Consider the following 21,905-nt stretch of genomic DNA (forward strand, 5'->3'; position numbering starts at 1 on the left):
GCCATTATGCACGTCCGGCCAGCTTTGGGGCTTGCGGCTGGTTGAGCGGTGCAGTCAACTCTACCGGCGTACGCCAGCCTCTCGGTGCTATCAGACGCTTTGCGCAGCAGGAACGGCGTGCTCTTCCCGGGCATGGGCCATATCGCCAAGGCACTGCTGCAGGGCGGTTTCCCAGTGCGGCAAGCTAATCTGCCAGTCGTGCTGCAGGCGTGCGCAGTTGAGGCGTGAGTTGAGCGGGCGCTGAGCTGCCGTGGGGTAGTCGGCAGACAGGATCGGCTCGACCCTTGCGCGCAGCCGGCCCTGGTTCTGCAGGTGCTGAGCGATATGACAGGCGAAGCCGTACCAGGACGTCTCGCCGCTGGCGGTCAGATGATAAAGCCCGCCGGGCCCACCGCTACCAGAACGTCGCTTTCGTACGATCTCCGCGGTGACTTGCGCGATAGTGCCTGCCCAGGTTGGCGCACCGACTTCATCATCGACCACCGACAGCGCGTCGCGCTCCTGTAGCAGGCGCTGCATGGTCAGCAGAAAGTTGCGTCCATGCAGCGAGTACACCCAGCTAGTGCGCAGGATCAGGTGATCGCCGCCTACAGCCTGAATCGCCTGCTCACCGGCCAGCTTGCTCGCCCCGTATACGCTCAACGGAGCTGGCAAATCCTCTTCCCGGTAGGGCTCGGTCTTGCTGCCGTCGAAAACATAGTCGGTGGAGTAGTGGATCAGCGGTACACCCAGGGCTGCCGCTTCCTCGGCGAGCACACCCGGGCCGGTAGCGTTTACGGCGAAGGCTCGCTCGCGGTCGCCTTGCGCCGAGTCCACTGCCGTATACGCGGCTGCGTTGACGATCAGATCGGGGCGTAGCAGACGAACCTGTCGACGGATCTGTGTCGGTTCGGCCAGGTCCAGCAGCTTGTGACCCAGCGCGAGGACTTTCCCTTCACCGGCCAACGCCAGTTGCAGCTCCCGAGACAGTTGCCCCGCGCTACCGGTGATGAGGATTTTCATGCAAACAGCTCCGCTTCGCTGAGTACCTTGCCGTCGATATCTTTCTGGGAAAGCTGGGGCGGCTCGGTGAACGGCCAATCGATGCCGATCTGCGGGTCATTCCAGAGCAGCGAGCGCTCGTGGGCTGGCGCGTAGTAGTCGGTGGTCTTGTAGAGAAACTCGGCGCTCTCGCTGAGCACCACGAAACCGTGGGCAAAGCCTTCCGGGATCCACAGCTGGCGCTGGTTCTGCGCGCTTAGATGGACACCAACCCAGCGACCGAAGCTTGGCGAACTGCGGCGCAGGTCAACCGCGACGTCGAACACTTCGCCCGCCACGACGCGTACCAGTTTCCCCTGGGGCTGCTGGATCTGGTAGTGCAGCCCGCGCAGCACGCCGCGCTGGGACTTGGAATGATTATCCTGAACGAAGCTGCGCTTGAGGCCTGTCGCGGCCTCGAAAGCTGCGGCGTTGAAGCTTTCGTAAAAGAACCCCCGCTCGTCGCCGAAGACCTTCGGTTCGATGATCAACACGTCGGGAATGGCGGTTTCGACGACCTTCATGCGTCTTCACCTGCCAACTTGAACAGGTACTGGCCATAGCCGGTCTTGCCCAGGGCATCGGCGCGCTGCAGCAGCTGTTCGCGGTCGATCCATTTGTGCTGATAGGCGATCTCTTCCAGGCAGGCGACTTTCAGGCCCTGGCGGTGCTCGATGGTCTGCACGTACTGCGAGGCTTCCAGCAGGCTGTCGTGGGTGCCGGTGTCGAGCCAGGCGAAACCGCGACCGAAGCGCTCGACATTCAGGTCGCCGCGCTTGAGGTAGGCATTGTTGACGTCGGTGATCTCCAGCTCGCCGCGTGGCGAGGGCTTGATCGACTTGGCTATCTCGACCACGTCGTTGTCATAGAAGTACAGACCGGTCACGGCGTAGCTGGACTTCGGCTTGGCTGGCTTTTCCTCGATGGACAGCGCCTTGCCGGTCTCGTCGAAATCGATCACGCCGAAGCGCTCCGGATCCTTGACCCAATAGCCGAATACCGTGGCGCCTTTTTCCTGCGCTGAGGCGCGCTGCAGTTTCTCGGTGAAGTGCTGGCCATGGAAAATGTTGTCGCCGAGGATCAGACACACCGAGTCATCGCCGATGAATTCTTCACCAATCAGGAAGGCTTGGGCCAGACCGTCAGGAGAGGGCTGTTCGGCATAGCTGATGCTGATGCCGAACTGGCTGCCGTCGCCCAGCAGGTTGCGGTACTGGGGCAGGTCCTGCGGGGTGGAAATCAGCAGGATGTCGCGAATCCCGGCCAGCATCAGCACCGAGATCGGGTAATAGGCCATCGGCTTGTCGTAGATCGGCAGCAGCTGCTTGGATACGCCCAGGGTGATGGGGTGCAGACGGGTGCCGGAGCCCCCGGCGAGGATGATTCCTTTCATGCGTTCTCCAGCGCGCCGAGGCGCTCACGTTGATAGCTGCCGTCCTGAACGCGACGGCACCATTCGAGGTTGCTCAGGTACCACTGCACGGTCTTGCGCAGGCCGGTCTCGAAGGTTTCCTGCGGGACCCAGCCCAGCTCGCGCTCGATCTTGCTGGCATCGATGGCGTAGCGCAGGTCGTGGCCTGGCCGATCCTTGACGAAGGTGATCAGGTCCTCGAAACGCTCAAGACCTTCTGGTTTCCCCGGTGCCAGTTCTTCGAGCAGGGCGCAGATGCCGCGCACCACGTCGATGTTCTTCTGTTCGTTGTGGCCACCAATATTGTAGGTCTCCCCAACCTGGCCTTCGCTGACCACCTTGAACAGGGCGCGGGCATGGTCTTCGACGAACAGCCAGTCGCGGACCTGGGTGCCGTTGCCGTAGACCGGCAGAGGCTTTCCATCCAGCGCGTTGAGGATCACCAGTGGGATCAGTTTCTCGGGGAAGTGATAGGGCCCGTAGTTGTTCGAGCAGTTGGTGATCAGCACCGGCAGCCCATAGGTACGCTGCCAGGCCCGGACCAAGTGATCCGAAGAGGCCTTGCTCGCGGAATAAGGCGAGCTCGGCGCATAGGGCGTGGTTTCGGTGAACAGGTCATCGACGCCGTGCAGGTCGCCGTACACCTCGTCGGTAGAGATGTGGTGGAAGCGGAACGCTTCGCGACGTTCGACCGGCAGCGTCTGCCAGTAGGCACGGGCCGCTTCGAGCAGCTGATAGGTGCCGACGATGTTGGTCTGGATAAATTCTGCCGGGCCGTCGATCGAGCGGTCGACATGGGATTCGGCGGCCAGGTGCATGATGGCATCCGGCTGGAATTCCAGCAGCGCTTCACTGACACGTTCGCGATCGGCGATATCGGCTTGAAGGAATTGATAGCGGTCGCTGCTGTGGACTTCTGCCAACGACTCGAGATTGCCGGCGTAGGTCAGCTTGTCCAGATTGAGGACGCTGTGCCCGGTGTCTTGGATCAGATGGCGGATCAGAGCAGAGCCGATGAATCCGGCTCCGCCGGTTACGAGAATGCGCATGATTGAGTGGCTTCCTTGGCGCGCTACAGAGCTACAGGCTCTTGGCATGTCGGCAGGATAGACCCGCCGAAAATACAAAAATTCCCGCTCACGGCTGTGAGCCATGAACGGGTGTGAATGTGCCGGTCCGCGTTGTTCCGGCAAACCGCTGGCCAGAGCCCTGCCCGCCGTGACGGGCCGCGTAGCCTATTTTTCTCACCGAATTGCCCTGGCTGACGCGAGATTGTCCGGGGTCTGTCCAGACGCTGTAGCGATTCGACCAGAGCGCTGGTGCTGGCAAGTGGCAGAAATGCAGTAAGATCATGGCGATATCAATTATTGGTGGCAATGGAATGCACACTTGTAACAAGCAATTGGCCGAGTTTTTGAGCCTGACCGCACGCAGCCTGTCGCAACTGAGCGACGCTCTGGCCACCCATTCGTTCGAGATGATGGCCAGCGAAGACCCTGCTGTGCGCATCGCCAGCCGCCGTATGGTGTCGCGGGTGGCGCAGATCCAATCGAGCTTTGATCATCAGCTGCGATTGGTCAGCGCGCTGACCGGGTTCGAGCACGCTGCGGGTGGTTCGATTCTCGAGGTCGAACTGCAACCTTCGCCCGAGAGCAACCAGTCCGGCGGCAACGACCGCTAACGCAACGACTGCCGCAGCCGCGACAACGCCCCGAAAAAGAACACCGCGCCAATTGCCAGCAGCGCCAGCAGTTGTGGCCAGATGACCGAGACGCCTGCACCGCGGAAGAGAATGGCCTGCGCCAGTTCGACGAAATGGGTGGTTGGCGCCGCCAGCATGATGTTCTGGATCAGCGTGGGCATGCTCTCGCGCGGGGTCACCCCACCGGAGAGGATCTGCAACGGGATCAGCGTGAGGATCACCAGCAGCCCCAGTTGCGGCATCGAGCGCGCCACCGTGCCGAAGAAAATGCCCATGGATGTCGCGGCAAACAGGTGCAGCGCGGCTCCGCCGGCGAACAGCAAAAGCGAGCCCTGAATTGGAATATCGAGCCAGCCCTCTACCACGATGCGCAGGGCGAACGCCGCGGCAACCAGCACTACCAGCCCCATCGCCCAGACCTTGCCCACCATGATCTCGACGGGCGTCACCGGCATCACCAGGAGGTGCTCGATGGTGCCGTGTTCACGCTCTCGGATCAGCGCAGCGCCGGTGAGGATGATCGCCAGCATGGTGATCTGGTTGATCACCTCATTCACTGCACCGAACCAGGCCCGATTCAGGTTGAGGTTGAATGCCGTGCGCACCACTGCCGTGACCGGCAGGGCATCGCCGCTGCGGTAGTGGCGGACGAACTCGGCGGTCTCGCTGGCGATGATCTGCTGGATATGCCCGGCGCCCGTGAACGCCTGGCTGACCTGGGTGGCGTCCACATTGAGCTGGAGCGTCGGCTGGCGGCCAGCCAGCAAGTCTGCCTGGAAGCCTGGTGGAATGTTCAGGGTAAAGGTGTAGAGGCCGGCATCCATGCCGCTGTCCATCTGCTGCAGGGTGATGGCCTTGGGCTCGATGAAGTAGGGCAGCTGGAAGGCGTTGACGATACGCAGCGAGGCCTGAGAGCGATCCTCGTCGACCACGGCAATGCTGGCGCGGTGTGGCGCCTCGGGCACGGCGGTGGCGCCTTCATAGATGGCCAGGGTGAACGAATAGATGATCAGCACCAGCATCGCCGGATCGCGGTAGAGGCTGCGCAGCTCCTTGAGGCCGAGCTGGATGATGTTGCTGAGCTTGCGCCGAATGCTTGCCATGCTAGCGCTCCTGCTTGCGCAGGCCGGCGACGCTGAGCAGGGTCAGCAGCGGAATCGCCAGTAGCATCGGAATGAAATAGGGGTACAGGTCGGCCAGGCCCAGTGCTTTGGAAAACACCCCGCGGCTTATGATCAGAAAATGGGTGGTGGGATAGAGTTTGCCGATAAAGGCGCCGGCGCCCTCCATGGCCGAGGTCGGATGGATCAGCCCGGAAAACTGGATGGCTGGCAGCAGGGTAACGATGGTGGTGCCAAAAATCGCCGCGATCTGGCTGTTCAGGATCGAGGACATCAACAGGCCCAGCCCGGTGGCGCAGGCCACGTAGAGCAGGGCGCCAAGGCAGAGGGTGAGGATGCTGCCCTTGATTGGAATGCCGAAGACAAACACCGCCAGCAACGCCAGGGTGGCGAAGTTGAACATGCCCAGGGCGATGTAGGGCAGCTGCTTGCCGAGCAGGAATTCCAGGCGGGTGGTCGGGGTGACGTAGAAATTGGTGATCGACCCCAGCTCTTTCTCGCGCACCACGCCTAGGGCGGTCAGCATCGCCGGAATCATCATCAAGAGCAGCGGGATCATCGCCGGCGCCATGGCCGGCAGGCTTTGCACGTCGGGGTTGTAGCGATAGCGGATGGCAACGTCGGCTGGCGCCAGTTGTCCGTCCACGCCGGCTTCGCGGGCCAGTTGTTGCAGGTAGGTCAGATGAATCCCTTGCACGTAACCCTTGATGGTGTCGGCGCGCATGGGCATGGCGCCATCGATCCAGAATGCAACTTCAGGCACGGCCCCGCGTTTGAGGTCGCGGCCGAAATTGGGCGGAATTTCCACCGCCAGGCTGATCTCGCCGCTGCGCAGGCGTGCATCCAGGTCGGTATGGCCGGCCAACGCCGGCTTCTCCAGAAAGTAGCGCGAGCCGGCGATGTTCTGCAGGTAGCGCTGACTGGTGGTGGTCTGGTCCCCGTCGAGTACCGCGTAGGTCAGGTCTTCCACGTCGAAACTGACCCCGTAACCCATGATGAACATCAGCAGCACGCTGCCGAGCATCGCCAGCGTTGCGCGGATCGGGTCGCGGCGCAGTTCCATGGCCTCGCGGCGGGTGTAGCTGAGCAGCCGACGCAGGCTGAAACGGGCCTGGCGGACGCTGGTGCTGGTCGCGTCGATCGGGCCATGCGTAGCGGCTGGCGCGGCTTCTAGCTGCCCGGCAACGTTGGCGGCAGCGGCTTCTTGCAGGTAGGCGATAAACGTCTCTTCAAGGGTCGGCAGGCCGCGCTTGGCCATCAGCGCCTGTGGTGTGTCGCTGTCGAGCACCCGGCCGGCGTGCATCAACGAAATGCGGTCGCAGCGCAGCGCTTCGTTCATGAAGTGGGTGGAGATGAAGATGGTCACGCCGTCTTCCCGTGACAGCTGCACCAGCAACTCCCAGAAGCCGTCGCGGGCCACCGGATCGACGCCAGAAGTGGGTTCGTCGAGAATCAGGATTTCCGGGTTGTGGATCACGGCCACCGCCAGCGACAGGCGCTGACGCACACCCAGCGGCAAGCGACTGGGCAGGCTGCCGGCCTCGCCGCTGAGGTCGAAGCGCGTGAGCATCTCCTGCACGCGCGGGCCACGCCGTTCGGCCGGCAGGTGGAACAGCCTTGCGTGCAGGTCGAGGTTCTGCCGCACGGTCAGCTCGCTGTACAGCGAAAACGCCTGGGACATGTAGCCGACCCGCTGGCGGGTCTGCATGTCATGCGGGTCCACCGGCTTGCCGAACAGCAGCGCCTCGCCCTCGCTGGCTGGCAGCAGACCGGTGAGCATTTTCATGGTGGTGGTCTTGCCGCAGCCGTTAGAGCCGAGAAAGCCGAAGATTTCACCGCGGGCAATGCGGAAATTGACCTGATCCACCGCGACGAAATCGCCGAAGCGCATGGTCAGCCCATGGGCCTCGATGGCAATGCTTTCGCTGTGCGGCTGCGGCGGGATGACCAGTTCACGATGTTGACTGCGCTTGGCTTCCGGCAGCAGGCGGATAAAGGCTTGTTCCAGCGAGTCGCTGCCAGTGCTCGCCAGCAGCTCGGCCGGTGTGCCGGTGGCCAGTACGCGGCCGGCATCCATCGCTACCAGCTGATCGAAGCGCTGCGCCTCGTCCATGTAGGCAGTGGCCACCAGCACGCTCATCTGCGGGCGCTCGTGGCGGATGCGTTCGATCAATTCCCAGAACTGCGCGCGTGACAGCGGATCGACGCCGGTCGTGGGCTCGTCGAGGATCAACAGGTCGGGGTCGTGGATCAGTGCGCAGCAGAGGCCCAGCTTCTGCTTCATGCCGCCGGAGAGTTTGCCCGCCGGTCGTTCGAGGAAGGGCGCGAGACCTGTGCTGCGCGTCAGTTCGGCAATGCGCCAGCGGCGCTCCTCGGTTGCCTGGCCGAACAGGCGACCAAAAAACTCGAGGTTTTCGTGCACAGTCAGTGTTGGATAAAGATTCTTGCCCAGGCCCTGAGGCATGTAGGCGATGCGCGGGCAGACCCTGCGCCGGTGGCCCGCATCAGCGATGTCACCGCCGAGCACCTGTAGCGTGCCTTGCTGAAGCTTGCGCGCCCCGGAAATTAACGCCAGCAGGCTGGACTTGCCTACGCCATCGGGGCCGATCAGGCCGACCATGCATCGCGCGGGCAAACTCAGCGTCAGCTCATCCAGCGCACGCGTCTTGCCATACTGCAGGCTGACACCCGCCACCTGCACCACTGAATCGAGCGGCTCGCTCATGGCGTGACATTGATCTGCAGGTCGGCGGGCCACTCGCTGTCAGCGTCGAGTTTCAGATAGGCCATGCCCGGCAGGCCGGTCTTCACCTGCTCCATGTGGCGCTTGAGCAGTTCAGGATCGATACGTGCCTTGACCCGGAACATCAGCTTTTCGCGCTCGCTTTCGGTTTCCACCGTCTTCGGTGTGAACTGCGCCACGCTGGCCACATAGCTGACCTTGGCCGGGATCACATACTGCGGAGCGGCGTCGATCACCAGGCGTACCTCGGCGCCGATGGCCACGCGGCCGGCCTGACGTTCAGGAAGAAAGAAGGTCATGTAGACGTCGGTCAGGTCGACCAGGTTGAGCAGCTTGCCCCCCGCGCCAAGGACTTCACCGGGTTGCGCCACCCGGTATTGCACGCGAGCCACCCGGTCGCTCTTCAATTCGCTGTCACGAATGTCCGCTTGCAGGCGCTCGACGCCAGCCTGCGCCGCCTCGACAGCTGATCGTGCCTCGACCACCTGGGATCTTGCGGCGGCAATGCCGGCGTCGGCAGATATCACCTGTGAACGTGCGGCGGCCAGCGCCGCCTGGGCGCTTTGCATTGCGGCCAGGTCATCGTCGAGTTGCTGTCGCGCCATGGCGTTGCGTGCGACCAGGGTTTCGGTACGTTGGTGGCGCTTCTGGGCCGCGGTCAGTTCGGCGCGGCGCTGGGTCACCACGGCTTCGGCGGTGGCGCGTTCGCTTTCGCGCTGGGCGACCATGGCCTCTGCGGTAAGGATGGCATTCTCGCCCTGGCGGACCTGCGCACGCGCCTGGTTCAATTGCGCCTGGAGTACATCGGTATCCATACGGGCCAGCACCTGGTCCGGTTGGACGAAATCGCCCTCGTCCGCGAGGATCTCCAGTACCCGGCCGGGGCTCTTGGTGGCGACATCGATTTCGGTCGCTTCGATACGGCCGTTACCGCTGGCGAAACCTTCGCCGAGACCGCTGGGGCGCAGTTCGCTCCACAGCAGCGCGCCGATGACGGCAATCACGGCGACGGCCGCAAGCACCTTGAGGGTGGCTCGGGTACGTGGCTGACTCATGACTCTGCTCCGGCTGTTAAATGTGCGGAGTCATCTTAGGCGCTCTAGTACGCAGTTTGTGTGTATCTGGATCAATTCCGGCGCGATTAGCGCCTAGCGTACGGAATTTGCTCAGGGCTGCTATTGGGCATGGCTCAGCGTCCACTCGAGAATCTCGGCGCTGAGCCTGTCACTGGCCTGACCGAAGGCCTCGACCACACTTTCCACGCTGGGGTCGGCACTCGGCTGACGTACTTCAAAGCGGTGATTGGCCAGGGTGCGCTGGTCGTTGCGATTGACCAGCCGCGCATCGAGGGTGATCACCACCACCGGCTTGCCATCGATGTACACGGCCTGGAAGGCCCGCAGATCGCTATGCAGGCTGAGATCGGCATAGAGGTTGACGTCCTCGTTGCTCACCGAGGGCATGCGCCCGTCACGCTGGAAGGCTTCGATCAGCCGGTCACGCAGCAACGCCGGCGCCGCATCGCTCCAGCGTGCGCTGCCGTAGGCGCTGATCTCATTGCCTTGTGGCACCACGGCGATGCGTTGGCTGGCGAGAATCCGGCTGGCCTGCGGGGTATTGATACGCAGCGCCTGCTGGATGGTCGGCTCGCTGGCCTGTTGCGGTGTCGGTGAGGTCGGCAGCAAGAAGATCCGCAGGGTTTCGGATTCCGGCAGAACCGAACAGGCGGTGAGCGCCGTGATCAGTCCAAACAGGGCGAGGCGGCGCATGGAACGGTGGCGAAAGCTCATGGGTTGAACTCCTGCACTTTGTCGCGGCCGAGGAGGAACCCGCTGGGGTTGTCTTCCAGGCGCTGGGTGACACGGCGCAGCGCCCCGAGAGTGCTGCGCAGTTCGTTGATCGCCGGGCCGAGCTCGTTGAAACCCTGCATGCCGTTGTTCAGCGCGCCCTGATTTTCTTCGAGCAGGGTATCCAGGCGTGATGTGGTGCGGTCCAGAGCGCTCATCGCCTGAGTCGCACTGTCCAACACGCTGCGGCCTTGGTCATCGAGCAGGCCGTTGGCGTTGCGCGCCAGGCTCGACAGCTCACCCATCACGGTATTGGCCTGCTGACTCAGCTGGTTGAATTGCTGGAGCGTCTGGGCCAGATCGCCGCGCTGCTCCGAAAGCACGCTGGTGGCCTGCTCCAGGTGTTCCAGCGTGCGGCTCAGGCGGGTGGTATTTTCCTCGGAGAAGATCTGGTTGGCGCTGAGCAGCAGGTTGTTGATGTTGCTCATCAGGTCTTCGCCGTTTTCCAGCAGGGCGCTGAGCGAGGACGGGTCGGCGATGATCAAGGGTGGATCGTCCCGGTCACCTTCCAGCCGCGGGGCTTCCGGTGTGCCGCCGTGCAGCTGGATGACCATGCTGCCGGTGATATTGGCCAGCGCCAGGCGCGCCTGGGTATCGGTCTTGATCGGGGTGCCGGCGTAGACGCGAATGCGCGCGCGCACCTTGCGCGGATCGTCCGGCTGCAGCCACAGCTCGGTGACATCGCCGACCTTGATGCCGCTGTATTCCACCGAGCTGCCACTGGACAGCCCGCTGACGGCCTGGCTGAAGCCGATGTCGTAATAGCTGTATTCGCGGTCCATGCTGGATTTGCCCAGCCACAGAGCGAAGAGCAGGGCGCAGCCAACCGCGACCACGGTGAACAGTCCGATCAGTACATGATGGGCACGGGTTTCCATTAGGGGTTCTCCAACCGTTGCGCGGCTTCGTGCGCGGCGCGGCCACGCGGGCCGTGAAAATATTCGCGAATCCATTCGTCGTCAGTGGCGGCGACCTTTTCCAGCGTGTCGACCACCAAGACGCGTTTCTGCGCCAGCACAGCAATGCGATCGCAGATGGTGTACAGGGTGTCGAGATCATGAGTGACCAGAAACACACTGAAACCCAGCGCATCGCGCAGGGTCAGGATCAACTGGTCGAAGGCCGCTGCGCCGATCGGGTCGAGACCGGCGGTGGGCTCGTCGAGGAACAGCACTTCCGGGTCCAGTGCCAGCGCGCGGGCCAGCGCGGCGCGCTTGACCATGCCACCGGACAGCTCGTCGGGATATTTGCAGGCGGCCTCCGGCGGCAGGCCGGCCAGCGCCAGCTTCTGCCGCGCCAGGTGTTCGGCATCGGCGCGCTTGAGGCCGATATGCTCGATCAGCGGCAGGGCAACGTTTTCCTGCAGGTTGAGCGAGGTGAACAGGGCTCCGCGCTGGAACAGCACGCCGAAGCGTCGCTCGACTTCCGAGCGGCGCTGGGCTGAAAGCTTCAGCAGGTTCTCGCCAAACACCTTGACGCTGCCTGCATTTGGCTGGCGCAGGCCAACGATGCTGCGCAGCAGCACCGATTTACCAGTGCCAGAGCCGCCAACCACGCCGAGAATCTCGCCGCGGCGGATGTTCAGGTCGAGATTGACGTGCACCGCCTGATTACCAAAGCGGTTGACCAGCCCCTGGACCTGAATCACGGGATCGCCATTCACCAGCCCATCTCCATGAAGAACAGCGCGGCGACGGCGTCCAGCAGGATCACCATGAAGATCGACTGCACCACGCTCGAGGTAGTGTGTTCGCCTACCGACTGGGCGCTGCCGCTGGCCTTGAAGCCTTCCAGGCAGCCAATTACCGCGATCAGGAAGGCGAACACCGGCGCCTTGCCCATGCCCACCAGGAAGTGATTGAGCGGAATATCCCGCTGCAGGATGGTGAAGAACATCGCCGGCGAGATATCCAGCGCCAGGGAGCAGACCACCAGCCCGCCGACGATGCCGCTGAGAATGCCGATAAAGGTCAGGATCGGCAGCGTGATCAGCATGGCCAACACCCGCGGCAGCACCAGCAGCTCGATGGGGCTCAAGCCAAGGGTGCGTATGGCGTCGATTTCCTCATTGGCTTTCATCGCACCGATCTGCGCGGCAAAGGCGCTGGCCGTGCGCCCGGCCAGCAGGATAGCCGCCAGCAGCACGCCAAATTCACGCAGGAAGGAAAAGGCCACCAGGTTGACCGTATAGATGGTGGCGCCGAAATCGGCCAGCACCGTGGCGCCGAGAAAGGCCACGACCGCACCGACCAGAAACGTCAGCAGGGCAACGATGGGGATCGCGTCCAAGCCGGTCTGCTCGATGTGCACCACCAGTGCGGTGATCCGCCAGCGGCGCGGATTGGGCAGCGCCGTGAACAAGGTCTGCAGGGTCAGGCCGATGAAACCGAGCAGGGTGCGTTGCTGGTTCCAGACGCCGGACACGCTACGGCCAACATCCGCCAGCACATCGGCCAGGCCATTGGTTGCCGGCGCCTGCTCGGCTTCAGGCTGGTCCAGCGCGGCGGCCACGGTTTTCAGCAAGGCCTGGCGCTCGGCGGGCAGCTGTGACGCCCAGTCGCTAAGGCGGGCAGCCCGCTCGGGGCCGAGGAGCTCGATCAGCAGCCCGGCACCGGCGGTATCCAGCTCGCCAAGCGAGTCGAGCTTGAGCTGGTCGGAGTCGGTGATCTGGCGCCGCGTGCGCTCGATTTCGCGCCGCAGCGTTGCGTAGTGCTGCAGGGTCCAGTCGCCGCCAATGGTAAGTATGGCGTGTGCGTCCTGTGTGGGCTGCCGCTGCAGACTGCCTGGCAGCGAAGTGGGGTGCGTCAAAATGGTATCCCGTAGTGCTGGTAGCGGAGCGCGGAGCATGCCGTTCCCCGTAGCATTGCCCAGATCCTACCAGTTCGGACCTCGAACACGAGGTTACGTTTGGGTCGCCAGGGTTCTGGATGTCGGCCGTCGGTCATGGCGGCGCAATTTGTTACAGGCCCGCACGAACTATCGATGGGCTTTGGTCCTCCATAGCGTGCACGCCGACGACCATGCTCGGTACGCACCGCGTCAAAGGGCTGCTATGTTACGCCGCCTTTGTAGTCGTCTTCATCACGCCCGCGATTCGGGCCCTGCCAAATTTCGCCTTTTCCATCTCATCTCAGCGAGAGCTTCCGATTGCCTATGAATTACTTGCGCATCCTGCCTTTCTTCGCGGTGCTAGCAATCATCCTTTTCAGCGGGCTGCGGCCCGAACCGGTCCCCCAGGTCTTCGATCAGCAGGACAAGCTGCATCACATGCTTGGCTTTGCCGCGCTGATGTTCTCGTTGCGCCTGGCTGTTCCGCAGTGGCACGTATTCTGGGCCGTGGCGGTGAGCCTGGTCGCGGCCACGCTGATCGAGGTCGGCCAGAGTCTGTTGCCCAATCGACAGGCGTCGCTGGGCGACATGCTCGCCAATACTCTTGGCGTTCTGCTCGGCTGGGGGTGCTCCTACCTGGCTTATCAGTGGTATTTGCGCCGGATCGGTGTGACCACTGATCCCGAGACCCCCGACGCGCCCGAGCGGCTCGGAGACGCCGCCCGACCCTGAAGCCGGTGGCCGTCGTCACTCCTGCGATTCTCTGTGCGGGCGCCGTGCTCGGGCCATGATTCCAGTGACGATCATGGCGATGAGTGCGCCGCCGGCCGCCAGCGCCATGTCCTTTTGCGGGTCCCAGCGATCATTCTGGGTGGCAAGAAAGGTGCGCCCCAGGCCGCCGTCCAACACTTCCGCGCCTGCCCATTCGATCAGCTCGTAGATCGCCGAGGTCGACAGCACGATGTCTATCGGCAGGACGAGGCTCCAGATCCCTGGGCGAATGCCCAGTCGGATCAGCACCTCACGCATTGGATAGGCCAGCAGCAGCCCATAGCTGAAGTGCGCCAGGCGGTCGAACTGATTGCGCTCCCAGCCCAGCTGTTCATTCAGTCCTTCGCCTGTCAGCGCCTGCCACCAGTCGTTGTAGGGCACGTTGGCGTAGGTGTAATGAGCGCCGAGCTGGTGAATGCAGAGGTAAAGGAATATCAGCGTCGCAGCACTGCGGGAGGGCAGGTAGTGCTTGTGGCCCAGCAGCAAAGCTGTGGCCAGCCCCACAACCAACAGGTTCTCCAACAGCCAGTCGTGGCGGTTGAAGGGGTTGATCGCCAACGCGCCCCAGATCAACAGGAACATGCCGACCAAGGTCAAAAGGTAACGTCGGTGGCGTCTGTCTGTAGCCATGGAATCTCCTGAGTCGTTCTCCTTGTTCTTTAGGACAAGCGCAACGACTCAAGGGTCCACCGCTTGCGAATTCGACCGTTTATCCAACTTTTTCTGCCTGCGGAGTGTCACAAAACGTGACCCACAGCGAGGCGGACCATGCGGCTGACTCTGACAAACGACCTCACCGGAGCATGCTTTCGAGCGCGTGGCGTCTCGCTATTGCTGCTGAGCGCCGTGTTAGCGGGTTGCGACGGTCAGCAGTCAGCGCTGAATCCGGCCGGGGTCGGTGCGCAGAGCATCGCCACGCTGTTCTGGTGGATGGCTGGCGGTGCGCTGGTCATCTGGCTGGTAGTGATGGGAATCGCCGTGTATGCCACCCAGGCCCACCCGGAAGCCCACGGCATTCGCGGTGCTCGGTGGTTGATCATCGGTGGCGGAGTCATTTTCCCCGTCGTGGTCCTGACCGGCCTGCTGATCTACGGGCTGATGCTGATGCCGCAACTGCGTTCCTCGGAAGACGTCGCCCTGCATGTCGATGTGTCGGGCGAGCAGTGGTGGTGGCGGGTGCGCTACCGGACCGAGGCGGGAGAGGCGGTCGAGCTGGCGAACGAAATACGGCTGCCAGTGGGGGCGCGAGTGGCTTTCAGCCTGACCAGCCCGGACGTAATCCACTCGTTCTGGATTCCGTCGCTGGGCGGCAAGGTCGACATGATCCCCGGGCGCACCAATGAGCTGGTGCTGGAGCCGACCGAGACCGGCACCTTTCGCGGCGCCTGCGCCGAATATTGCGGGACTTCCCATGCGCTGATGAATTTCGCCGTGGTGGTGATGACGCGCGAGGCCTTCGATCTGTGGCTTGCCAAACAGGCCGAGCCTGCTCAGCCGCCTACCACCGAATTGCAGCAGACCGGCCAGCAGGCGTTTCTCGCCAATGGCTGCGGTGCCTGTCACCAGGTGCGAGGCACCGAAGCAGACGGCACGATCGGGCCTGACCTGACCCACGTCGGCAGTCGTCTGACCCTGGCAGCCGGCACGCTTCCGACCGATGTCGATACGTTCAAGCGCTGGATCGGCCACAGCGGCGCGATCAAACCAGACGTGAAGATGCCCGCCTTTGGCATGCTGCCCGAGGCGCAGCTGAACGCCATGGCGCACTACCTGAAGGGCCTCGAATGAGCGAGCCGATCGAGTACCGCGACCCGCAGGAAGAGGCCCGCGCCAAGGCCCAGGCCGAACGCCTGGCCGCCGCGTGGAAGACCCCCACCGGCTGGCGTTACTGGTCCGCGGTAAACAACACCGAGGTGGGGCTCTGGTATACCGGCGTGTCGTTCCTGTTCTTCCTGTTTGCCGGCGTGCTGGCGATGCTGATCCGCGCCCAGCTGGCGGTGCCGAACAACGATCTGCTGTCTGCCGAAACCTACAACCAGGTCTTCACCCTGCACGGCTCGGTGATGATGTTCCTGTTCGGCGTGCCGATTTTCGAAGCCTTTTCCATCCTCATTCTGCCGCAGATGCTGGGTGCGCGGGATCTGCCCTTTCCCCGGCTGTCCGCCTACGGCTTCTGGTGTTTCATTATTGGCGGCGTGTTCGTCTGCGGCTCGATCTTTTTCGGCGTGGCGCCCCAGGGCGGCTGGTTCATGTATCCGCCGCTCACCACCACCTATCAGGACGGCCTCGGTGCGGATATCTGGCTGCTCGGGCTGTCGTTCATCGAGGTGTCATCGATTGCGGCGGCGGTGGAGCTGATAGTCGGCGTGCTGAAGACCCGGCCTCCAGGCATGCGCATCAACCTTATTCCGCTGTATTCCTGGTACATCCTGGTGGTCGCGGGAATGATCCTGTTCGCCTTCCCGCCGCTGATCGCGGGCGACCTCCTGTTCGAACTGGAGCGTGCCTTCGACTGGCCGTTCTTCGATGCCAGCCGTGGCGGCGATCCGCTCTTGTGGCAGCACCTGTTCTGGATCTTCGGCCACCCAGAGGTGTACATCATCTTTTTGCCCGCCGTGGCGCTGGTGGCGACCATCGTGCCCACCGCGGCCGGGCGGCCCATCGTCGGCTACAGCTTTATCGTGCTGGCTGCGGTGGGCACCGGGTTCATCAGCTTCGGGTTGTGGGTTCATCACATGTTTACCACTGGGATGCCCGGCATCTCGCTGGCCTTTTTCTCGGCCGCATCCGAGGCCGTGGCAATCCCTACCGGCGTGCAGATCTTCTGCTTCCTGGCGACAGCCCTGGCCGGGCGCTTCGTCAAATCGGTGCCGATGCTGTTCGTCGCCGGTGCGCTGGCGATCTTCGTGCTTGGCGGGCTGACCGGGGTGATGGTGGCGCTGGCGCCGTTCGACTTTCAGGCGCATGACACCTATTTCATCGTCGCGCATCTGCACTACGTACTGATCGGCGGCATGCTGTTCCCGGTGATCGCCGGCCTGTACTACTTCTTCCCGCTGGCGCGCAACAAGACGCTCTCGGACCGCCTCGGGCGCATTGCCTTCTGGCTGATGTTCATTGGCTTCAACATTGCCTTCCTGCCCATGCATTTCACCGGTTTGCTGGGCATGCCGCGGCGTGTTTATACCTACGGGCCGGACATGGGCTTCGACATGCTCAACATGGTCTCCACGAAGGGCGCGTTCATTCTGGCCGCTGGCGTGGCGGTGCTGGTCTGGGACGTCTTGCGACCCAAGGGCAAGCAACCCTACAGCGCGCGCAATCCGTGGAACGCCGGAACGCTCGAATGGCTCGCGGAAATGCCCGGCAGGGCCTGGGGTGCACGCTCGATTCCGATCATCAAGAGCCGCTACCCGCTGTGGGATCAGCCAAACCTGATGCGTGACGTCGACGCCGGGCGCTTCTACTTGCCGGACGCCGAGGAGGGTAAGCGCGAGACCCTGATCAGCAGTATCATCGACGCCGAGCCGATTCAGTGCCTGCGCGTGCCGGGCCCTACCTTCCTGAGCATGTGGGCGGCGATCTTCACCGGCGGCCTGTTTATCTTCGCCACCTACAGCTGGTACGTCGCCGCACTGGTCAGCGGTGGCCTTGCGCTGATCACCATTTTGATCTGGCTATGGACCGGCACGGCGGTGATCCCGGAGAAACCGAAAAAGGACATCGGCCTGGACGTGACGGTGCCGCTCTATGCCTCGGGCGCCAAGTCGGTGGGTTGGTGGGCCATGTTCATCACCATGATCGGCGACATGAGCGCCTTCGGCAGCCTGGTGTTCGGCTACTTCTTCTTCTGGACCGTGCACGAGAATTTTCCACCCGCCGATGCGGCCGGCCCCGGCGTGTTCTGGCCTGTGTTGGCGCTGGGGCTGATTGCCGTGTCCTGGGCGCTGACGCTGCTGGCGCGGCGCTGTAACTTCCGTGATCAGGCGGCCGGCTTCTATGGCGCGCTGGGGCTGGCGGCGATCTGCACCCTGGCAGGTGCCTATTCGATGTGGGCCGGGCCGCATTTCAGCGGCCTGGACCCGACCACCAATGTGTACCCCGCCACGGTCTGGGTGCTGGTGCTCTGGTGCCTGATCCACCTGTCCATCGGCCTGATCATGCAGCTCTATTGTCTGGCGCGCCGTGCTGCCGGCCGGATGACGGCGGTGCATGACATCGATATCCGCAATGTCGCGCTGTTCTGGCATTTCATGCTCATCACCATTGGCGTCACTGTGGCGGTCATCGCCGGCTTTCCGGAGGTGCTATGAGTGAACATCTGAACGAACGGCAACGGCCAATCGAGCAGCAGCCGCCCGAGACACCGCCGCAGGAGCGCGACACGCTGTGGCTGATCACCTTCAGCCCGACCATCTGGGCGGCGCATTTTCTGCTGTCCTACCTGGCTGTGTCTGTGTGGTGCGCGAAGGTGGCGGGCCGCAGTGGCGAGCTGGGCGACATTCGACTCGCCATCGGTGTGCTGACACTGATCGCCCTGGTCGGGATTGGATTGACCGGCTGGAAAGGCTGGCGCCACCACTCCTTTGGTCATGCAACGGCACCGCACGACTTCGACACACCGGGCGACCGCCATCGCTTTCTTGGTTTCGCCACGCTGCTGCTTAGCGGCCTGAGCTTCGTGGCGACGATTTTCGTCGCCTTGAGTGTGGTGTTCATCAGGAGCTGCACGTGATCTGGCGTCCGCTCTCGCTGCTGCTCGGCCTGGCCACGCTGGGTGCGGTCTGGCTCGGGCCTTTGCCGGACATGGCGGACCGGCTGTTCGTCGGCCATATGCTGATGCACGTGATGGTGGTAGCGGTGGCGGCACCGCTGCTGGCAATCGGTTTGGCGGGTGGCCGGTTTGATTTTTCCAACCGCATCCCGTTGCTGTTCTCGCCGATCCTGGCCTCGGTGATCGAGCTGTTCGTGGTCTGGGCCTGGCACATGCCGGCGCTGCACCATGCGGCGCGCACTTCGCAGTCGGCGGAGCTGCTGGAGCAGGGCAGCTACCTGTTCGTTGGCCTGCTGGTCTGGCTTGCGGCGTTCGGCGGCGTGCGGCATCAGCGCGCCCTGGCCGGCATCGCCGGTCTGTTGCTGACTTCAATGCACATGACGCTGCTCGGCGTGCTGCTGGCGATGTCGAGCCGACCGCTGTTCGAGCACACCGGCTCGGTGTTGTCGGGCATGAGCCCGCTGGAAGATCAGCAGATGGGCGGTGTGATCATGCTGGCCTTTGGCGGCAGCGCCTATCTCATCGGCGGGCTGTACCTGCTGTTCGGCCTATTACAGGACAAGCGCAATGCCGTTTCAGTCAGCTAAACGCAGGGTTCAGCGATGCTCGGCGCCCATGCGGCGCTGGCTGTGCTGGCTGACCGGCGGTTCCTGGAAGCGCGTCGTAGCGGCTGTCGCGTTGCTGGCGGCGCTCGCGGGGACCGGCACGTTTGTGCTGGTTTCGCTGGGGCTGGTCTCGATCAGTGCCAGCTCGGGTCATTGGAAGGCGACCGGCTGGATGCTGCACTACGCCATGCGCCGTGCAGTGAGCACTCAGTCGATGGGCATAGAGGTGCCGCCGCTGGACGATCCGGCGCTGCTGCTCAAGGGCGCCGGGCATTATCACACCGGCTGTCTGGCCTGCCATGGCGGCCCAGGTGAGGAGCGCTCGCTGATCGTTCAGCAGATGACACCCGAGCCGCCATACCTGCCGCCGCGGATCGAACACTGGGCGCCGCAGGAGCTGTTCTGGATTGTGAAGAATGGCGTGAAGTTCACCGCCATGCCGGCCTGGCCCGCGCAGAAAAGGGACGATGAGGTCTGGGCCGTGGTGGCCTTCCTGCAGGCGATGCCAGGCATGTCGCCCGAGCGCTACAAAGAGCTCGCGCTGGGCGGGCGCCGCGAGGAAACCATCAAACCCATCACGCCTGATCATCTGCGACCATTGCAGGACCCGCTCGGTTCGGTGTTGGCCAACTGCAACCGTTGTCATGCCGAGGACGGCGGCGGCCGAGGCGAAGGCGCTTTCCCGCGGTTGGCCGGGCAGAGCGAGCCTTATCTGCTCGGTGCGCTGCAGGCCTACGCCCGCGGCGAGCGGCATAGCGGCGTCATGCAGCCGATCGCCGCAGGCCTGGAGTCGGAAGTGCTCGAGGCATTGGCGCAACACTACGCCGAGCTGCCGCCGGTCAGCCGAACGGAGGCTCCGGAGCCGGCGCCGGACATTCTCGCCGAAGGCCTAACGCTGGCCGAGCGCGGTGTACGAGCGCGCGGCATCCCTTCATGCGTGCACTGCCATGGACCGAAGGACGGACCACGCAATCCCATGTACCCGAACATTGCCGGTCAGTATGCGCCCTATCTGAAGTTGCAGCTGGAGCTGTTCACCGAGGGTAAGCGTGGCGGCACGGAGTACGCGCATATCATGCACAGCGCTGCGCAGCGGCTTACGTCGGAGCAGATGCAGGCGCTGGCCGACTACTACGCATCGTTGCCGGCTGCGGCAGCGCCGCCCGTCACGGAGGCCACACCAACCCGTGCCGAGACCCCGGCGCAGAATTCTTCCACCCAACAGCAGAGGTAACCGATGTTCGACAAGATTGTGGAAATCGTCTCGGCGTTCGGCTACATCGGCGTGTTCTTGCTGATGTTGCTGGAGAATATCTTCCCGCCCATCCCGTCCGAGCTGATCATGCCGCTGGCCGGTTTCGTTGCGGCGCGGGGTGATCTCAACTTCATCGCGGTGATCCTGGTCGGCACGGCTGGTTCAGTCGTCGGCGCCTTGCCCTGGTACTACGCCGGCGCCAAGCTCGGCCAGGCGCGCATGAAGCGCTTTGCCGAACGTTGGGGGCATTGGCTCACGTTATCGCCAGAGGATGTCGACAAGGCCAGCGAGTGGTTCGACCGGCACGGCAAGGGCGCGGTGTTCTTCGGACGTCTGATCCCGGCGGTGCGTACCTTGATCTCTGTCCCGGCCGGTATTGCCGGGATGTCGATGACCAAGTTCCTGATCTACTCGACGCTGGGGTCGCTGAGCTGGACCGCACTGCTGGCACTGGCCGGCTATCTGCTCGAGTCGCAGTACGAGAAGGTCTCCGAGTACATGAACCCGATCTCCACCGGCGTGGTCGTGTTGATGGTGCTCTACTACCTGTACCGGCTGATCCGTCAGCGCTTCGGCAGGAAAGAGCACTAGGCCGTGACGCCAGCCCGCGACGCCACGGCGATCGGTCAGGTCAGGTCAGGTCAGGCCGCGCCAGCCCTGTGGTGTTGCGGCTGGTGAGCACGCTCGCACTGATCAATCACGGCGAATACCTGCTGCCACATCTGCTCTGACTGTTGCTTGAGTTGTTCAGTACGGGCCTGGATCAAAGTCTGGATCCGCGCCGCATCGTCTGTGATCAGGTCGATCTTGCGCTTGATTTCCGCCTCATCGGTGGTGACCTGAACCAGCCCTTCGGGGAAGCCATAGTCTTCGAAGAGCATCTGATACTTGTGGCTCCAGCCGGTGGCCAGCGCCGGAACGCCCTGTGACAGCGCGCTGACCAGGCCATGAAAGCGGCTGCCCAACGTGCCGCTGCAGGCGCCGAGGATGCCCTTGATCTCCAGCGCGCCGCTTTCCTTGACGATTGGAATGCCGCCCACCGCTGCGGACAATTCGTCAGCCAGGCGCTGATCGTCCTTGCCTTCGTGCACCAGCACGAACGGCTTGGCGCCTTTTTCCAGCAGGTACCGCGTGCAGCTGATGAGAAACGGGAGATAAGCCTCGCGCGTCTTCTGGTCGGTCTTATCGAGCATCCGGCAGTTGGGCACGATGCAAAAACGGTTCTGCTCGGTATCGAAGCCTTGCGGCAGCACGCCGGTCATGAGGTTGGTGAAGTCCGGCGATTGCTTGATCTTGGCCTGTTCACCCACCAGTTCAGTCAGGTGTTCGTAGGACACGCGCTCGCGCGGGAAAATCAGGTCGACGTTTTCGACCACCGTCTTCATCGCCGCGCGGTTTTTCTCGGACTTGAACGGCCCCAGCGCCTGCGGCAGCAGGATCACGCGGGTGCCGTTCTTCTTCCAGCGCCGGGTCGATTGCGCCAGTTCCGCGCAGGGATCCTCGCCCCATTGATCGCTGTAGGCGAAGCCCGCCGCGTCAACGACCACGTCGACTTCCCTATCCAGCACCACGCCGTACATCTCGCGCAGCGGGCGCGGGGCGAAGTTGGCGAGGGTGCCCCACTGTATGCCGTAGCGCCACAGCCAGGCCTTGGGGTAGAAGCCCAGCTGCACCAGCTTACGGAACGGTTGTTCGGCTTTCTTCGGGGTCGGCGCCATGACGAAGGTAGCGTCGGGATACCGGGTCCTCAGCTTCTGCAGCGCCGCGTGCAACATCAGCTCAGCGCCTTTATTGACGAAGCCTGCCTTTCTGATCTCGATAATCATC

Annotated in this window: 21 protein-coding genes; 8 read left to right on the plus strand and 13 right to left on the minus strand. The window is 63.3% G+C overall.

Annotation, left to right across the window (positions count from 1 at the left end; genetic code table 11):
- Window positions 1-90: 90 nt before the first annotated feature.
- The 4 genes from rfbD to rfbB are packed head-to-tail and all read right to left on the minus strand — an operon-like array spanning window position 91 to window position 3,480.
- Entirely contained in the window at window positions 91-1,002 is a 912-nt protein-coding gene (gene rfbD, locus ALTERO38_RS20550; protein ID WP_159969531.1) for a dTDP-4-dehydrorhamnose reductase, read from the minus strand.
- Window positions 999-1,544, minus strand: coding sequence for a dTDP-4-dehydrorhamnose 3,5-epimerase (gene rfbC, locus ALTERO38_RS20555; protein ID WP_159969532.1), 546 nt, complete (start codon window positions 1,542-1,544; stop codon window positions 999-1,001). Before rfbC ends, rfbD begins: the two co-directional genes overlap by 4 nt.
- The gene (gene rfbA / locus ALTERO38_RS20560; protein ID WP_148925644.1) at window positions 1,541-2,413 is read right to left on the minus strand and encodes a glucose-1-phosphate thymidylyltransferase RfbA; all 873 of its coding nucleotides are present in this window, start codon (window positions 2,411-2,413) and stop codon (window positions 1,541-1,543) included. Before rfbA ends, rfbC begins: the two co-directional genes overlap by 4 nt.
- The gene (gene rfbB, locus ALTERO38_RS20565; protein ID WP_159969533.1) at window positions 2,410-3,480 is read right to left on the minus strand and encodes a dTDP-glucose 4,6-dehydratase; all 1,071 of its coding nucleotides are present in this window, start codon (window positions 3,478-3,480) and stop codon (window positions 2,410-2,412) included. Before rfbB ends, rfbA begins: the two co-directional genes overlap by 4 nt.
- Before the next feature lie 332 nt (window positions 3,481-3,812).
- Between rfbB and ALTERO38_RS20570 the strand changes: the two genes are divergently transcribed.
- Window positions 3,813-4,112, plus strand: coding sequence for a hypothetical protein (locus ALTERO38_RS20570; protein WP_159969534.1), 300 nt, complete (start codon window positions 3,813-3,815; stop codon window positions 4,110-4,112).
- Here ALTERO38_RS20570 and ALTERO38_RS20575 read toward each other — a convergent pair.
- The 7 genes from ALTERO38_RS20575 to ALTERO38_RS20605 all read right to left on the minus strand — a co-directional run bounded on the left by ALTERO38_RS20575 (window position 4,109) and on the right by ALTERO38_RS20605 (window position 12,652).
- Complete coding sequence (locus ALTERO38_RS20575) at window positions 4,109-5,236, minus strand: ABC transporter permease (RefSeq protein WP_159969535.1); 1,128 nt, start codon at window positions 5,234-5,236, stop codon at window positions 4,109-4,111. The two genes, ALTERO38_RS20570 and ALTERO38_RS20575, sit on opposite strands and share 4 nt — an antisense overlap.
- A gap of 1 nt (window position 5,237) precedes the next feature.
- Window positions 5,238-7,979 carry a ribosome-associated ATPase/putative transporter RbbA gene (gene rbbA, locus ALTERO38_RS20580; RefSeq protein WP_159969536.1) on the minus strand — a complete coding sequence of 914 codons (2,742 nt, stop codon included), beginning with the start codon at window positions 7,977-7,979 and terminating at the stop codon, window positions 5,238-5,240.
- The gene (locus tag ALTERO38_RS20585; protein WP_159969537.1) at window positions 7,976-9,052 is read right to left on the minus strand and encodes an HlyD family secretion protein; all 1,077 of its coding nucleotides are present in this window, start codon (window positions 9,050-9,052) and stop codon (window positions 7,976-7,978) included. The genes rbbA and ALTERO38_RS20585 overlap by 4 nt, the downstream gene beginning before the upstream one ends.
- Before the next feature lie 120 nt (window positions 9,053-9,172).
- Complete coding sequence (locus tag ALTERO38_RS20590; RefSeq protein WP_178114613.1) at window positions 9,173-9,787, minus strand: ABC-type transport auxiliary lipoprotein family protein; 615 nt, start codon at window positions 9,785-9,787, stop codon at window positions 9,173-9,175.
- Window positions 9,784-10,722: an MlaD family protein gene (locus ALTERO38_RS20595; RefSeq protein WP_102836469.1), complete on the minus strand. Its 939-nt coding sequence runs from the start codon at window positions 10,720-10,722 to the stop codon at window positions 9,784-9,786. Before ALTERO38_RS20595 ends, ALTERO38_RS20590 begins: the two co-directional genes overlap by 4 nt.
- Window positions 10,722-11,507, minus strand: coding sequence for an ABC transporter ATP-binding protein (locus tag ALTERO38_RS20600; RefSeq protein ID WP_372239389.1), 786 nt, complete (start codon window positions 11,505-11,507; stop codon window positions 10,722-10,724). The genes ALTERO38_RS20595 and ALTERO38_RS20600 overlap by 1 nt, the downstream gene beginning before the upstream one ends.
- Window positions 11,504-12,652: an ABC transporter permease gene (locus ALTERO38_RS20605; RefSeq protein WP_234484683.1), complete on the minus strand. Its 1,149-nt coding sequence runs from the start codon at window positions 12,650-12,652 to the stop codon at window positions 11,504-11,506. Before ALTERO38_RS20605 ends, ALTERO38_RS20600 begins: the two co-directional genes overlap by 4 nt.
- Window positions 12,653-12,997: 345 nt before the next feature.
- Here ALTERO38_RS20605 and ALTERO38_RS20610 point away from each other — a divergent pair, with 345 nt between their 5' ends.
- The gene (locus ALTERO38_RS20610) at window positions 12,998-13,405 is read left to right on the plus strand and encodes a VanZ family protein (protein ID WP_102836472.1); all 408 of its coding nucleotides are present in this window, start codon (window positions 12,998-13,000) and stop codon (window positions 13,403-13,405) included.
- 15 nt (window positions 13,406-13,420) lie between these two features.
- Here ALTERO38_RS20610 and ALTERO38_RS20615 read toward each other — a convergent pair whose 3' ends face one another.
- Entirely contained in the window at window positions 13,421-14,074 is a 654-nt protein-coding gene (locus tag ALTERO38_RS20615; RefSeq protein ID WP_159969539.1) for a DUF2238 domain-containing protein, read from the minus strand.
- A gap of 138 nt (window positions 14,075-14,212) precedes the next feature.
- Between ALTERO38_RS20615 and coxB the strand changes: the two genes are divergently transcribed.
- Genes coxB through ALTERO38_RS20645 form a run of 6 tightly spaced genes read left to right on the plus strand, consistent with a single transcriptional unit; the run spans window position 14,213 to window position 20,669 of the window.
- Complete coding sequence (gene coxB, locus ALTERO38_RS20620) at window positions 14,213-15,232, plus strand: cytochrome c oxidase subunit II (protein WP_159969540.1); 1,020 nt, start codon at window positions 14,213-14,215, stop codon at window positions 15,230-15,232.
- A complete protein-coding gene (gene ctaD, locus ALTERO38_RS20625; protein WP_159969541.1) occupies window positions 15,229-17,757 on the plus strand; it encodes a cytochrome c oxidase subunit I in 2,529 nt (842 codons plus the stop codon). The genes coxB and ctaD overlap by 4 nt, the downstream gene beginning before the upstream one ends.
- Window positions 17,754-18,179 carry a hypothetical protein gene (locus ALTERO38_RS20630; protein ID WP_159969542.1) on the plus strand — a complete coding sequence of 142 codons (426 nt, stop codon included), beginning with the start codon at window positions 17,754-17,756 and terminating at the stop codon, window positions 18,177-18,179. The genes ctaD and ALTERO38_RS20630 overlap by 4 nt, the downstream gene beginning before the upstream one ends.
- On the plus strand, window positions 18,176-18,805 hold the full coding sequence (locus ALTERO38_RS20635; protein WP_102836477.1) for a cytochrome c oxidase assembly protein: 630 nt from the start codon (window positions 18,176-18,178) through the stop codon (window positions 18,803-18,805). Before ALTERO38_RS20630 ends, ALTERO38_RS20635 begins: the two co-directional genes overlap by 4 nt.
- Window positions 18,786-20,057 (plus strand): c-type cytochrome, encoded by a 1,272-nt coding sequence (locus ALTERO38_RS20640; protein ID WP_218581733.1) that lies wholly within the window; start codon window positions 18,786-18,788, stop codon window positions 20,055-20,057. The genes ALTERO38_RS20635 and ALTERO38_RS20640 overlap by 20 nt, the downstream gene beginning before the upstream one ends.
- A 3-nt stretch (window positions 20,058-20,060) precedes the next feature.
- Window positions 20,061-20,669, plus strand: coding sequence for a DedA family protein (locus ALTERO38_RS20645; protein ID WP_159969544.1), 609 nt, complete (start codon window positions 20,061-20,063; stop codon window positions 20,667-20,669).
- Between the two features lie 50 nt (window positions 20,670-20,719).
- Here ALTERO38_RS20645 and ALTERO38_RS20650 read toward each other — a convergent pair whose 3' ends face one another.
- Complete coding sequence (locus tag ALTERO38_RS20650) at window positions 20,720-21,904, minus strand: polysaccharide pyruvyl transferase family protein (RefSeq protein ID WP_102836479.1); 1,185 nt, start codon at window positions 21,902-21,904, stop codon at window positions 20,720-20,722.
- Window position 21,905 lies beyond the last annotated feature (1 nt).

The organism is Pseudomonas sp. 9Ag (assembly GCF_902506445.1).
Classification (GTDB): domain Bacteria; phylum Pseudomonadota; class Gammaproteobacteria; order Pseudomonadales; family Pseudomonadaceae; genus Stutzerimonas; species Stutzerimonas stutzeri_AB.